Source organism: Sulfitobacter sp. M22 (assembly GCF_021736025.1).
Lineage (GTDB): Bacteria > Pseudomonadota > Alphaproteobacteria > Rhodobacterales > Rhodobacteraceae > Sulfitobacter > Sulfitobacter litoralis.
The window spans coordinates 495,040-508,535 of sequence record NZ_WMEC01000001.1; the positions used below are offsets into that span (position 1 = coordinate 495,040).

At 57.4% G+C, this 13,496-nt stretch carries 15 protein-coding genes; all 15 read left to right on the forward strand.

Features of this window, described 5'->3' with window-relative positions; genetic code table 11:
- Window position 1: 1 nt before the first annotated feature.
- The 15 genes from GLP52_RS02435 to GLP52_RS02505 all read left to right on the forward strand — a co-directional run bounded on the left by GLP52_RS02435 (window position 2) and on the right by GLP52_RS02505 (window position 13,496).
- Window positions 2-409, forward strand: coding sequence for an MAPEG family protein (locus GLP52_RS02435; RefSeq protein ID WP_237271480.1), 408 nt, complete (start codon window positions 2-4; stop codon window positions 407-409).
- 92 nt (window positions 410-501) lie between these two features.
- The gene (locus GLP52_RS02440) at window positions 502-828 is read left to right on the forward strand and encodes a hypothetical protein (RefSeq protein WP_138923034.1); all 327 of its coding nucleotides are present in this window, start codon (window positions 502-504) and stop codon (window positions 826-828) included.
- 117 nt (window positions 829-945) lie between these two features.
- Window positions 946-1,347, forward strand: a complete 402-nt coding sequence (locus GLP52_RS02445) for a DUF5333 domain-containing protein (protein ID WP_093732611.1) — start codon at window positions 946-948, stop codon at window positions 1,345-1,347.
- Between the two features lie 4 nt (window positions 1,348-1,351).
- The gene (gene nuoG, locus GLP52_RS02450) at window positions 1,352-3,367 is read left to right on the forward strand and encodes an NADH-quinone oxidoreductase subunit NuoG (RefSeq protein WP_093732610.1); all 2,016 of its coding nucleotides are present in this window, start codon (window positions 1,352-1,354) and stop codon (window positions 3,365-3,367) included.
- Window positions 3,368-3,378: 11 nt separating this feature from the next.
- Complete coding sequence (locus GLP52_RS02455; protein WP_093732609.1) at window positions 3,379-3,747, forward strand: hypothetical protein; 369 nt, start codon at window positions 3,379-3,381, stop codon at window positions 3,745-3,747.
- Between the two features lie 6 nt (window positions 3,748-3,753).
- Complete coding sequence (gene nuoH, locus GLP52_RS02460; protein WP_093732608.1) at window positions 3,754-4,794, forward strand: NADH-quinone oxidoreductase subunit NuoH; 1,041 nt, start codon at window positions 3,754-3,756, stop codon at window positions 4,792-4,794.
- Between the two features lies 1 nt (window position 4,795).
- Window positions 4,796-5,290, forward strand: a complete 495-nt coding sequence (gene nuoI / locus GLP52_RS02465; RefSeq protein WP_093732607.1) for an NADH-quinone oxidoreductase subunit NuoI — start codon at window positions 4,796-4,798, stop codon at window positions 5,288-5,290.
- Window positions 5,287-5,688, forward strand: a complete 402-nt coding sequence (locus GLP52_RS02470) for a carboxymuconolactone decarboxylase family protein (RefSeq protein ID WP_237271482.1) — start codon at window positions 5,287-5,289, stop codon at window positions 5,686-5,688. The genes nuoI and GLP52_RS02470 overlap by 4 nt, the downstream gene beginning before the upstream one ends.
- Window positions 5,685-6,287 (forward strand): NADH-quinone oxidoreductase subunit J, encoded by a 603-nt coding sequence (locus GLP52_RS02475; RefSeq protein WP_237273350.1) that lies wholly within the window; start codon window positions 5,685-5,687, stop codon window positions 6,285-6,287. The genes GLP52_RS02470 and GLP52_RS02475 overlap by 4 nt, the downstream gene beginning before the upstream one ends.
- Before the next feature lie 180 nt (window positions 6,288-6,467).
- The gene (nuoK, locus tag GLP52_RS02480) at window positions 6,468-6,773 is read left to right on the forward strand and encodes an NADH-quinone oxidoreductase subunit NuoK (protein ID WP_005853964.1); all 306 of its coding nucleotides are present in this window, start codon (window positions 6,468-6,470) and stop codon (window positions 6,771-6,773) included.
- Window positions 6,774-6,777: 4 nt separating this feature from the next.
- On the forward strand, window positions 6,778-8,889 hold the full coding sequence (nuoL, locus tag GLP52_RS02485; RefSeq protein ID WP_237271483.1) for an NADH-quinone oxidoreductase subunit L: 2,112 nt from the start codon (window positions 6,778-6,780) through the stop codon (window positions 8,887-8,889).
- Window positions 8,889-10,445, forward strand: a complete 1,557-nt coding sequence (locus GLP52_RS02490; protein ID WP_093732603.1) for an NADH-quinone oxidoreductase subunit M — start codon at window positions 8,889-8,891, stop codon at window positions 10,443-10,445. Before nuoL ends, GLP52_RS02490 begins: the two co-directional genes overlap by 1 nt.
- Before the next feature lie 11 nt (window positions 10,446-10,456).
- Window positions 10,457-11,902: an NADH-quinone oxidoreductase subunit NuoN gene (nuoN, locus tag GLP52_RS02495; protein WP_093732602.1), complete on the forward strand. Its 1,446-nt coding sequence runs from the start codon at window positions 10,457-10,459 to the stop codon at window positions 11,900-11,902.
- A gap of 37 nt (window positions 11,903-11,939) precedes the next feature.
- Window positions 11,940-12,701, forward strand: a complete 762-nt coding sequence (locus GLP52_RS02500) for a biotin--[acetyl-CoA-carboxylase] ligase (RefSeq protein WP_237272633.1) — start codon at window positions 11,940-11,942, stop codon at window positions 12,699-12,701.
- 21 nt (window positions 12,702-12,722) lie between these two features.
- Window positions 12,723-13,496, forward strand: a complete 774-nt coding sequence (locus GLP52_RS02505) for a type III pantothenate kinase (RefSeq protein ID WP_093732601.1) — start codon at window positions 12,723-12,725, stop codon at window positions 13,494-13,496.

Sequence of the window (13,496 nt, forward strand, 5' to 3'; positions counted from 1 at the left end):
GATGGAAAGCTTTGCCGCCTACAGCCACGCGCTGACTGCTTTGGCTTTTTGGGCCATTCTGATGAGTGTCCTTGGCGCGCTCTCTACCATGGGGCGCACGCCAGAGGGGCGCTGCGATTGCGGCAAGCCCAAGCGGAACTACGACGATGTGGTCTATCGCCGCGAACGCGCGTTCATGAACGCGATTGAGGCGTCAGGCCCGTTTCTGGCATCGATGCTTGCGGCGGTACTGCTTGGCGCACCAGTGTTCTGGGTGAACCTCTTTGCGGCGCTTTTCGTGGTCGTGCGGGTTGCGATGGCCGTGGTGCATATCGGGACAACCAACCAGCCGATGCGGTCGCTGTTCTTTACGCTGGGGCTGGTCTGTATTCTGGCCTTGGCGGTACTGGCTATTTTCGCGGCATTCTGAGGCGCGACTGAAGAACGATAGCTTTCGCCCGTTGATCGGGCAGGGGGCTGCACAAAAAGACGGGTCCGGCCACACTGGCAGAGCGAGGGAAGATGAAGCAGATTGTTCTATTTTGTATGACGGCTGCGGTATTGGCTGGCTGTACCGCCCGCGAAGACCGTCTGGCCTTTGATGGTAAATATTTCCGCACCAAGCTGAGCAAAGTCGACGGGCAGCGCGATGTCTTTACCCTGCGGGTGCGCAATGCCTCGCAGTCGATCACCGGTGCCCGCGAAGCCGCGCGCTATGAGGCGACGGTGTATTGTGTGACCAACTATGGCAGTTCCGATATTAAATGGGTCGTGGGGCCGGACACCCCGCCCGAGAATTTGCGCCTTGTGGACGACGCTTTGACGTTTCAGGGGGCTTGCCCTTCCTGATCGTTTGCGCGACATACCGCTGGCAAATGGCTGATCTGGGGATGTTATTGAATAACATCGGGGTCAGTTCCCATGTGTAGCAAGGGGCAGTCCGCCCCGCTACATGAGGAGAGTAAGATGCGTAACGTATTGATCGCCGTAACCACCGTGGCCCTGATGGCCAGCCCTGTCGCCGCAAAACCGCCGCTGCGTGATGTACCGGCTGTTGATGATGCGCTGCTTGATCTTGGACTGGCCGACCGGATTCGCAAGGAATGTCCTGATATCTCGGCCCGCATGCTGCGCGCGCTTAGCTATCTGAACAATGTGCAAAGCACGGCCAAATCTTTGGGCTATACGTCGGACGAAATTGACGCCTACCGCAAAAGCGATGCTGAAAAGGCGCGCATGAAGGCCCGGGGGGCTGCATATTTAAAGGCGAAGGGGGTCGATACTTCTGACCCACAAAGCTATTGTGCGTTAGGGCGTGCAGAAATCCAAAAATCGAGCCGGATCGGTTCGTTACTGAGAGCGAAATAAGCATATGAGCGATACCCGCAAGATCATCATTGACGGCAAGGAAGTCGAAGTCGAAGGGGCGATGACGCTCATTCAGGCGTGTGAGGAAGCAGGGGTGGAAATTCCGCGTTTCTGTTACCACGAACGTCTGTCGATTGCCGGTAACTGCCGGATGTGTCTTGTGGAGGTCGTAGGCGGCCCGCCCAAGCCTGCGGCGTCTTGCGCCATGCAGGTGCGCGATTTGCGGCCTGGCCCCGAAGGCCAGCCGCCGGTCGTTAAAACCAATTCGCCCATGGTGAAAAAGGCCCGCGAGGGCGTGATGGAATTCCTGCTGATCAACCACCCGCTGGATTGCCCGATCTGCGATCAGGGCGGCGAGTGTGACTTGCAAGATCAGGCGATGGCGTACGGCGTCGACTTTAGCCGCTACCGCGAGCCTAAGCGCGCGACCGAAGATCTGGATTTGGGCCCGCTGGTTGAAACCCATATGACGCGCTGCATCTCGTGCACCCGTTGTGTACGCTTCACCACCGAGGTCGCGGGCATTCACCAGATGGGCCAGACCGGCCGTGGTGAAGACGCCGAGATTACAGCCTATCTGGGGCAGACGCTCGATTCGAACCTGCAGGGTAATATCATTGACCTGTGCCCCGTGGGGGCGTTGGTCTCTAAACCCTACGCCTTCACCGCACGGCCTTGGGAACTGTCCAAGACAGAATCGATTGATGTGATGGATGCGCTTGGGTCGAACATCCGTGTGGATACCAAAGGCCGCGAAGTCATGCGCTTTTTGCCGCGCAACCACGACGGCGTGAACGAGGAATGGATTTCCGATAAAACCCGTTTCGTCTGGGACGGTCTGCGCCGTCAGCGTCTGGACACGCCCTATATTCGCGAAAACGGTAAGTTGCGCAAAGCTGATTGGCCCGAAGCATTGGCCGCTGCCGCTGCTGCGATGAAGGGTAAGAATGTTGCCGGTCTGATCGGTGACCTTGCGTCGGTCGAGGCTACATATGCATTGAAACAACTGATCGAAGGGCAGGGCGGCGTTGTGGAATGCCGTACCGATGGCGCGAAGCTGCCTGCGGGCAACCGGTCGGGCTATGTCGGAACCGCCACGGTCGAAGATCTGGACACGGCACAAGCCGTCATGTTGATCGGCGCAAACCCCGCCGTGGAAGCACCGGTGCTTAACGCGCGTATCCGTAAAGCCTGGACGCGTGGGGCTGACGTCGCCCTGATGGGCTCCGCTGTCGATCTGACCTATGACTACGACCATCTGGGCGACAGCCCGTCGTTGCTGAACGAACTGCTGAAAAAGGATCATGCCGACATCGCCGAGAAATCCTCGGTCATCGTTGTGGGCATGGGCGCTTTGGCCCGTGAAGACGGGGCAGAGGTTCTGGCCGCTGCTATGGCGCTGGCCGAAGCGACGAAGTCTGGCTTTATGGTCTTGCACACCGCCGCATCCCGTGTGGGCGCGATGGATATAGGGGCCGTAGCTGAAAACGGCATCAATGATGTGCTGGCCGCCGACGTGATCTATAACCTTGGTGCGGACGAAGGCGACATTCCTGCTGGCCCCTTCGTGATCTATCAAGGCTCGCATGGGGATCGCGGCGCGCACCGTGCCGATATCATCCTGCCCGGTGCCGCCTATACCGAAGAGGGTGGGTTGTTCGTCAACACCGAAGGCCGCCCGCAGCTCGCGGCACGCGCCAGTTTTGCCCCTGGTCAGGCCAAGGAAAACTGGGCCATCCTGCGTGCGCTCAGCGCCGAGCTGGATGCGAAACTGCCCTTCGATTCGCTGGCGGCATTGCGCAAAGCACTGGTCGCTGATGTGCCGCATTTGGGGGATATCGATCAGGTCGCGGAAAACGACTGGCAGCCGGTGGCGCAGGGCAGCTTGGGCGACAGTCCGTTCCGTCACGCGATTGCTGACTTCTACCTGTCCAACCCGATTGCCCGTGCGAGCCAGTTGATGGCAGAGCTTTCGGCCAACGCCAAAGCCCGCCGTGAAACACCACTGGCGGCGGAGTGAGGATTTTGGGAATGATGTTGCCTTTGGTTCTGGGCGCCTGCGAAACGCAAGCGCCCATGGCCGAAGATTTCATTCCTGAATATCGCGGTGTCGAAACCAAATTGCTGGACGGGGATCTTGTCCAGTTTGACGTGGCGATGACCAAAGCGCGGTCATCCGAGAATGTAGCGGAATATGCGGAATGTGCTGCGGCCCGATATACTTTGATCCGGGGCTTTGGTTTTGCCCGCCACGTGCGTACAAATGTTGAGATCGAGGGTGGTGTCTGGCACGCAGATGCTGTTTACACCATCTCGCCGAGCCTGCCTGCGGGCTTGAAGACAATAGATGCCGAAGTGACCGTGCAGAACTGCATGGAAAAAGGCATACCGACGGTGTGAGGACCTATGGCTGACTTCTTTTTCAACACCACGCTGGGGACGATCCTGCTGATTATTGGCCAGATTTTCCTTGTTGTGATTCCCCTGCTTCTTGCCCTTGCGTTCCTGATGTACGCCGACCGGAAAATCTGGGCTTCGGTCCAGCTGCGCCGCGGGCCCAACGTTGTTGGCATCTACGGTCTGCTGCAATCCTTTGCGGATTTCGCGAAATACATTGTCAAAGAGGTGATCGTGCCCGCCGGTGCTGACCGCGCCGTGTTCTTTATGGCCCCGATGGTGACCTTGGTCATGGCGCTGGTCGCCTGGGCGGTGATCCCGTTCAACGACGGCTGGGTCTTGTCGAACATCAACGTGGCGATCTTGTATGTCTTCGCGGTCTCGTCGCTAGAAGTTTACGGCGTGATCATGGGCGGATGGGCGTCAAACTCCAAATACCCGTTCCTGGGGTCACTGCGATCTGCGGCGCAGATGATTTCCTACGAGGTGTCGATCGGTCTGATCATCATCGGCGTCGTCATCAGCTCCGGTTCGATGAACTTTGGCAACATCGTCTTGTCACAAAGCGGGGACTACGGTCTGCTGAACTGGTACTGGCTGCCGCACTTCCCGATGCTGATCCTGTTCTTCATCTCGGCACTGGCCGAAACCAACCGCCCACCGTTTGACCTTCCCGAAGCGGAATCCGAACTGGTTGCTGGCTATCAGGTCGAATATTCCTCCACGCCTTTCTTGCTGTTCATGATCGGTGAACTGGTCGCCGTGGTGCTGATGTGCGCGCTGATCTCGCTGATGTTCTTTGGCGGCTGGCTGTCGCCGATCCCTGGCCTGCCAGACGGTATCTTCTGGATGATCGCCAAGATGGGGCTGGTGTTCTTCTTCTTCTCGTTGGTCAAGGCGATCACCCCGCGGTACCGCTATGACCAGCTTATGCGTTTGGGATGGAAAGTATTCTTGCCGTTCAGCCTGTTCTGGGTTGTCTTCGTCTCCTTCGCCGCGAAATTCGATTGGTTCTGGGGCATTTATGCCCGTTGGACAGTAGGGGGCTGATATGGCTAACACCGACTATACCCGTCACGTAAAATATTTCCTGCTGCAGGATTTTTACCAAGGCCTGAAGCTTGGCATTAAGTATATGTTCAAGCCCAAGGCGACGATCAACTATCCGCACGAAAAAGGCCCGCTAAGCCCGCGTTTCCGTGGCGAACATGCGCTGCGTCGTTATCCCAACGGCGAAGAGCGTTGCATCGCGTGTAAATTGTGTGAAGCGGTCTGTCCGGCGCAGGCAATTACGATTGATGCTGAGCCACGCGAAGACGGCAGTCGCCGGACCACGCGCTATGACATCGACATGACCAAATGCATCTATTGCGGTTTCTGTCAGGAAGCCTGCCCGGTTGACGCAATTGTCGAAGGCCCGAATTTCGAATTCTCGACCGAGACCCGCGAAGAGCTGTTCTATGACAAGGCCAAGCTGCTGGACAACGGCGAACGCTGGGAAGCAGAGATCGCCCGCAACCTCGAACTGGACGCGCCGTACCGATGACCGATAGCCAAAACCCCTTTGAAGAGATGATGCGTCAAATGCAGGACATGGCCAAAGGCTTTCCTGCAATGGATGCGTTTTCGCCAAAAGGGTTCGAGGCGATGATGGGCAAGATGCCCAAAGACATGATGGAAACGTTTTTTGGCAATACGATGAACCCCAACGGGTTGGATGCCAAGACGCGGATGTTGCTGACGATTTCGGGGCTGACCATGCAGGGTGCCCAGAATGACATTGCGCTGCGCCAAGCCGTAATTCACGCGGTAGAGGCCGGTGCGCATAAGCAGCAGGTGATAGAGACGATCGGGCAGATGGCGGTTTTCGCCGGCATCCCCGCCATGACCCGCGCGATGGGGATTGCGCAGGGTGTTTTGGATGACAAGGAAGGTGACGCATGAGCGTTTTCGCATTTTACCTCTTCGCGATCAGCGTGATCGCCGGCGGGCTGTTCACTGTGATCAGCCGCAATCCCGTGCATTCGGTGCTGTGGTTGATCCTGTCCTTCCTCAGCGCGGCGGGGCTTTTCGTGCTGCTGAACGCCGAATTTGTCGCGATGCTGTTGATCATCGTCTATGTGGGCGCAGTCGCGGTATTGTTCCTGTTCGTTATCATGATGCTGGACGTTGATTTCGCCGAACTCAAGGCCGAGATGGCGCGCTATATGCCGCTGGCATTGCTGATCGGTCTGGTCATCCTGATGCAGTTTGTCATGGCGTTTGGCGCATGGGATGCGAACTCTGCCGCCGAAGGGCTGCGCACGCAGGTGATCACGGACGAGGTGCATAACACTGCCGCCTTGGGTCTGATCCTGTATGACCAATACTTTTTGCTGTTCCAACTGTCGGGGCTGATCCTGCTGGTCGCTATGATCGGTGCAATCGTACTGACGCTGCGCCATCGCGGCGATGTCAAACGGCAGAACGTGGTCGACCAGATGATGCGCGATCCGAAACTGGCAATGAAACTGAATGATGTGAAACCCGGGCAGGGCCTATAATCGGCCTGTCCTATCAAGGATATACTCCATGTCACGTAATACAATTGTAGTGCTTGTCGTCGTTTTGATTGTGGTCGTAGGCGGCTTCAGCATTTTCTAGATGCGACCGGATCGGGATGGAAACATTCCGCGACAAGAACTAAAGAACGCCTGAAAAGGGCAAAAGAACCGAGGGACGACATGATCGGAATTGAACATTACCTGACGGTAGCGGCGACGCTGTTCGTCATTGGCATTTTCGGGCTATTCCTGAACCGCAAGAACATCATCATCATGTTGATGTCGATTGAACTGATGCTCTTGGCGGTGAACATCAACTTTGTCGCTTTCTCTTACTATCTGGGTGATCTGGTGGGGCAGGTGTTCACACTGTTCGTCCTGACCGTCGCCGCTGCCGAAGCTGCAATCGGGCTGGCCATTCTGGTCTGCTTCTTCCGCAATCGGGGTACGATCGCGGTCGAAGATGTCAACGTGATGAAGGGCTAAGATCATGGAAACGATCATTCTTTTCGCACCACTCGTGGGTGCATTGATCTGTGGTTTCGGCTGGAAGCTGATTGGTGAGAAAGCCGGTCAGTATGTGGCAACGGGTCTGCTGTTCCTTGCGGCGCTGCTCAGCTGGATTGTCTTTCTATCGTTTGACGGCGAAACCCAGCACATCCAGATTCTGCGCTGGATCGAAAGCGGGAGCCTGTCGACCGACTGGGCGATCCGTCTGGACCGGCTGACCGCGATCATGTTGATCGTGATCACCACGGTCTCTAGCCTCGTGCATCTTTATTCCTTTGGCTACATGGCCCACGACGAGAATTTTTCGGATGCGGAGCCCTACCGTGCTCGCTTCTTCGCTTACCTGTCGTTCTTTACCTTCGCGATGCTGATGCTCGTGACCTCGGACAATCTGGTTCAGATGTTCTTTGGCTGGGAAGGCGTGGGCGTCGCATCATATCTGCTGATTGGCTTTTATTATAAAAAGCCATCGGCGAATGCCGCGGCGATCAAGGCTTTCGTGGTGAACCGCGTGGGCGACTTTGGCTTTCTATTGGGGATCATGGCGCTTTTCTACCTCACGGACTCGATCAAGTTCGATGATGTCTTTGCCGCGACGCCTGATCTGGCCGAAACCACTTTGGGCTTTCTATGGTCCGAATGGAACGCCGCGAACCTGATTGCGATCCTGCTGTTTATCGGCGCGATGGGTAAATCGGCGCAGCTGTTCCTGCACACCTGGTTGCCCGACGCGATGGAAGGCCCGACACCCGTGTCGGCGCTGATCCACGCGGCGACGATGGTAACAGCAGGGGTCTTCCTGATCTGCCGCATGTCGCCATTGATGGAGGTCGCGCCTGAGGCGATGATGTTCGTCACCTTCCTGGGGGCCACCACAGCATTCGTGGCAGCGACAATCGGTCTGGTTCAGAACGATATTAAACGCGTGATCGCCTATTCGACCATGTCGCAGCTTGGCTATATGTTCGTGGCCGCTGGCGTTGGTATGTATTCTGCGGCGATGTTCCACCTGTTCACCCACGCGTTCTTTAAGGCGATGTTGTTCTTGGGCGCAGGGTCGGTGATCCACGCGATGCACCATGAACAGGACATGCGCAACTATGGCGCATTGCGTAAAAAAATTCCGTATACCTTCTGGGCGATGATGATTGGTACGCTGGCGATTACCGGTGTTGGCATTCCGCTGACACACTTCGGTTTCGCGGGTTTCTTGTCCAAGGATGCGATTATCGAAAGCGCTTGGGGTGGCGGGTCTATGTACGGCTTCTGGATGCTGGTGATCGCTGCTGCGATGACAAGCTTCTACAGCTGGCGCCTGATGTTTATGACCTTCTTTGGCAAGGCACGCGGCGATAAGCATACCCACGATCACGCGCATGAAAGCCCGATGGTCATGCTGGTACCGCTTGGCGTCCTGAGCCTTGGTGCGATCTTTGCCGGTATGGTGTGGTACAACAGCTTCTTCGGCCACGCCGAGGATGTAGGAGAGTTCTACGGTATCCCGATGGCCGAAATGGCTGCCGGTGGTGAAACCCACGTCGAAGGGGCCGAGGACGACCACGCCGATGCTGGCGATCAGGCAGCGGAAGATCACGGTGAAGACGCAGGCCATCACGGTCCAGCCTTTGCCGGCGCACCGGGCGAGGGGGCGTTGTACATCGCGCCAGACAATCACGTACTGGATGACGCCCACGCCGCACCGGCATGGGTCAAGGTCAGCCCGTTCATCGCGATGGTCTTTGGCCTCGTCATGGCGCTGTGGTTCTACATTTGGAACCCGAGCCTGCCGGCCCGTCTGGCAGCCAACCAACGCCCGCTGTACCTGTTCTTCCTGAACAAATGGTATTTCGACGAGCTGTATAATGTCATCTTCGTCAAACCCGCGATGGCCATCGGCCGCTTCTTCTGGAAGCGCGGGGACGGTAATGTGATCGACGGGACGCTGAACGGTGTCGCCATGGGGATCATTCCGTTCCTCACCCGTCTGGCAGGGCGCGCGCAGTCCGGCTATATCTTTACCTACGCCTTCGCCATGGTGATCGGCATCGCGGTCTTTGTGACCTGGATGACGATGAGCGGGGGGGCACACTAATGGATCATCACTTGCTTTCCATCATTACCTTCATGCCCAGCTTTGCGGCGCTTATTCTGGCTGTGTTCCTGAGGGGCGAAGACGCCGCGGCGGGGCGCAATGCAAAATGGCTGGCACTGATCACCACAACGGTCACGTTCCTAATCTCGCTGTTCATTCTGTTCGACTTTGACCCGTCCAACACCGGCTTCCAGTTTGTCGACGAGGCACAATGGTTGATGGGCCTTCAGTACCGTCTGGGCGTTGACGGCATTTCGATCCTGTTTGTGATGCTGACCACATTTATGATGCCGCTGGTGATCGCTGCCAGCTGGAACGTAGAGACGCGGGTCAAGGAATACATGATCGCCTTCCTGCTGCTCGAGACGCTGATGCTGGGCGTGTTCATGGCGCTGGATCTCGTGCTCTTCTACCTGTTCTTTGAAGCAGGTCTGATCCCGATGTTCCTGATTATTGGCATCTGGGGCGGGGCGAACCGTATTTATGCATCGTTCAAGTTCTTCCTCTACACCTTCCTCGGGTCGGTCCTGATGCTGGTGGCGATGGTGATGATGTATGCGGATGCGGGCACGACTTGCATCGGAGGCTGCGAAGTCAGTCTTCTGACGCATACCTTCGCGTCCGACACCTTCTCGATTGCGGGGATCACTGTGGTCGGCGGATTGCAGACCATGATGTTCTTGGCGTTCTTTGCCAGTTTTGCGGTTAAAATGCCGATGTGGCCGGTCCACACGTGGTTGCCAGATGCGCACGTTCAGGCACCGACCGCGGGGTCTGTCGTGCTTGCGGCGATCTTGCTTAAGATGGGCGGCTACGGCTTCTTGCGTTTCTCGGTACCGATGTTCCCTGTGGGCTCTGACGTGTTGGCGCCACTGGTGCTGTGGATGTCGGCGATTGCGATCGTCTACACCTCGCTCGTGGCACTGGTGCAGCAGGATATGAAAAAGCTGATCGCCTATTCCTCCGTGGCCCACATGGGCTTTGTCACGATGGGGATCTTTACCTTCAACCAGCAGGGCTTGGACGGTGCAATCTTTCAGATGATCAGCCACGGCTTTATCTCTGCCGCGCTGTTCCTGTGCGTCGGCGTCATCTATGACCGGATGCACACCCGCGAGATTGACGCCTATGGCGGTCTGGTGAACCGGATGCCTGCCTATGCGCTGGTGTTCATGTTCTTCACCATGGCAAATGTCGGTCTGCCGGGTACATCGGGTTTTGTCGGGGAATTCCTGACGATCATGGGCACATTCCAGGTGAACACTTGGGTTGCAGCGGTTGCTGCTTCGGGTGTGATCTTTTCGGCGGGTTACGCGCTGTGGCTGTATCGCCGCGTGGTGATGGGTGACCTGATCAAGGAAAGCCTGCGCACGATCACCGATATGTCGGGCCGTGAACGCTGGATCTTTGCCCCCTTGGTGGTGATGACCCTGCTGTTGGGCGTCTACCCGGCGCTGGTGCTCGATATAATCGGCCCCTCGGTCGCCGCCCTTGTTGATAGCTATGATACGGCCCTGGAGGCGGCAGGTGCCGCTGTCCAGACGGCCTCAGAATAAAGGACCGCGCGATGATTTCCGCTGATCTGAATGTCATCCTGCCCGAAATCCTGCTGGCGCTTTTTGCGATCCTGGCACTGCTCGGGGCGGTTTACACCAACAAGGACGCCGCTGCAGGCGTCATGGTCTGGGCCACAGCTATCGTGATGGCGTTGCTGGCGATCTGGATCGGTATGACCAGTGGTGGCACAACGCGCATCGCGTTTAACGGTCTGTTCATCGAAGACAGCTTTGCCCGTTTTGCCAAAGTCACCATGCTGCTGAGCGCGGCGGCGGTACTGGCCATGTCCGAAGCCTATATGAAAAAGCGCGGCCTGCTACGGTTTGAGTATCCGGTTCTGATCGCACTGAGCGTTGTCGGCATGATGATGATGGTCAGCGCGGGCGATCTGATGACACTGTACATGGGCCTCGAGCTGCAATCGCTGGCACTGTACGTTGTTGCGTCCCTCCGCCGCGATAGCGTGAAGTCTACCGAAGCAGGGCTGAAGTATTTCGTTCTGGGTGCACTGTCATCCGGTCTGCTGCTCTATGGTGTGTCGCTGGTCTATGGTTATGCCGGCACCACCCAATTTGCGGGCGTGATGAGCCTCGCGAGCGAAGGCCCGACCTCGCTTGGCCTACTGTTCGGTATCGTCTTTGTCGTGTCCGGCCTGGCATTCAAAGTGTCCGCTGTGCCCTTTCACATGTGGACGCCTGACGTCTACGAGGGCGCGCCGACGCCGGTCACGGCCTTTTTTGCCACAGCTCCCAAGGTTGCCGCGATGGCGCTGTTTGCCCGCGTGTTGCATGATGCCTTTGGCAATGCTGTCGCCGACTGGAGCCAGATCATCGCGCTGCTGTCGGTGTTGTCCATGTTCCTTGGCGCTGTCGCCGCGATCGGTCAGACCAACATCAAACGTCTGATGGCCTATTCTTCGATTGCCCACATGGGTTACGCGTTGATCGGCCTAGCTGCGGGCACAGAGCTAGGTGTCAAATCCATGCTGGTCTATCTGGCGATCTACGTGACCATGAACATCGGTACCTTTGCCTTTATCCTCGGGATGGAGAAAGACGGCCAGCCGGTCACCGACATCACTGCGTTGAACATGTATTCCAAGCGCGCACCGGGTAAGGCGCTGGCGATGTTGGTACTGCTGTTCTCGCTTGCTGGTGTGCCGCCGATGCTGGGTTTCTTCGCCAAACTGGGCGTGTGGCAAGCAGGCGTCGACGCGGGGCTGATCTGGCTGGTTGTAGCCAGTGCTGTCGCCTCGGCCATCGGGGCCTATTATTACCTACGCATCGTCTTTCTGATGTATTTCGGTGCCGAAGGGGATGACCGTCTGGACGAGGGTAAAAGCAGCCTGCTATCCGGCGTTGTTGTCGCCGCTGCCGTAATCATGGTGGTTGGCATTGTTAATCTGTTCGGCGTCGAGACTGCTGCGATCTCTGCGGCGGCGACGCTGGTAAACTGATCCGAAGGTGGCACCCCTGGGCAACACCGGTTCCGGCATGAATCCAACAGGGGCCAAGGCGCAAACAGCGGCTTGGCCCGACGGCTATGGGCGGCAGGTTTTCGATAGCGTCGATTCCACCCTTAGCGAAGCGGCGCGGCAATCCTCGCAGCTTGCCGGTGCGACATGGATCCTTGCGCAAGAACAGACCGCCGCACGTGGCCGGCGCGGACGGTCTTGGGCCACGCCTAGGGGAAATTTTGCTGCAACCTTGATGATGCGGCGCACCGAAGCACCTTCGACTGCTGCATTACGCAGTTTCGTCGCGTCCCTTGCACTGCGCCGTGCGTTTGTGGCGACCACACGGGACGAAGGCGCGTTCAGTTTGAAATGGCCTAACGACGTGCTGCTCAACGGCGGTAAAGTCGCTGGAATTCTACTGGAAAGTATCGGTGATTTTCTGGCCATCGGGATCGGGGTCAACCTCGCCCATGCGCCGGGTGCCGATCAGGTTGAAGCGGGGGCATTGCGCCCTGTGTCGGTTGTGGCAGAGACGGGCAAGGTCGTACCGCCCGAGGTCTTTTTGGATGCGCTGGCGGCGGAATACGCGCAGCTGGAAACCCAATTCCAGACCTATGGTTTTGCGCCGATCCGCGCCGCGTGGCTGACCCATGCCGCGCGGTTGGGCGAAGAGATCGTCGCCCGCACCATGAAGGACGAGACCCGCGGTGTATTCGAGGACGTGGATGCCCAAGGCAACCTGATCCTGCGCACCCCGAAAGGCCGCGTGCCCATCACAGCGGCGGATGTATTTTTCTAAACGCGAGCGAAGGGATGTGCCATGCTATTGGCGATTGACTGCGGAAATACCAATACAGTCTTTTCAATCTGGGACGGAACGCGGTTTATTGCGACCTGGCGCACATCGACCGAATGGCAGCGCACATCTGATCAATATTACGTCTGGCTCAGCACCTTGATGAAATTTCAGGGCGTAGAGGCGGATATCACCGATGTGATCATCAGCTCGACGGTGCCGCGGGTGGTGTTCAATCTGCGGGTGCTGGCGGACCGCTATTTTAACACGCGTCCGATTGTGGTGGGTAAACCAGATTGCCGATTGCCCGTTGATGTGCGTGTAGATGTAGGCACAGCCGTGGGGCCTGACCGTCTGGTAAACACAGTCGCCGGGCATGATCTGTTCGGTGGCGACCTGATTGTTGTCGATTTCGGCACCGCGACGACCTTTGACGTGGTCGACACCGACGGGGCCTACATCGGCGGGGTGATCGCCCCCGGCGTGAACCTGAGCCTCGAGGCATTGCATAACGCCGCGGCCGCCTTACCTCATGTAGACATCTCTAAACCACAGGCGGTAATCGGTACAAATACCGTCTCTTGCATACAATCGGGCATTTTTTGGGGTTATGTCGGCCTCGTCCGTGAGATATGTGCCCAGATAAAGGCTGAACGCGGCCGTGAAATGCGCGTGATTGCGACAGGCGGGCTGGCCCCGCTGTTTCAACAGACAGTCGATCTGTTTGATGCATACCAAGATGATTTGACGATGCACGGCTTGACCGTGATTTATAACTATAACAAGGATACCGCTTAG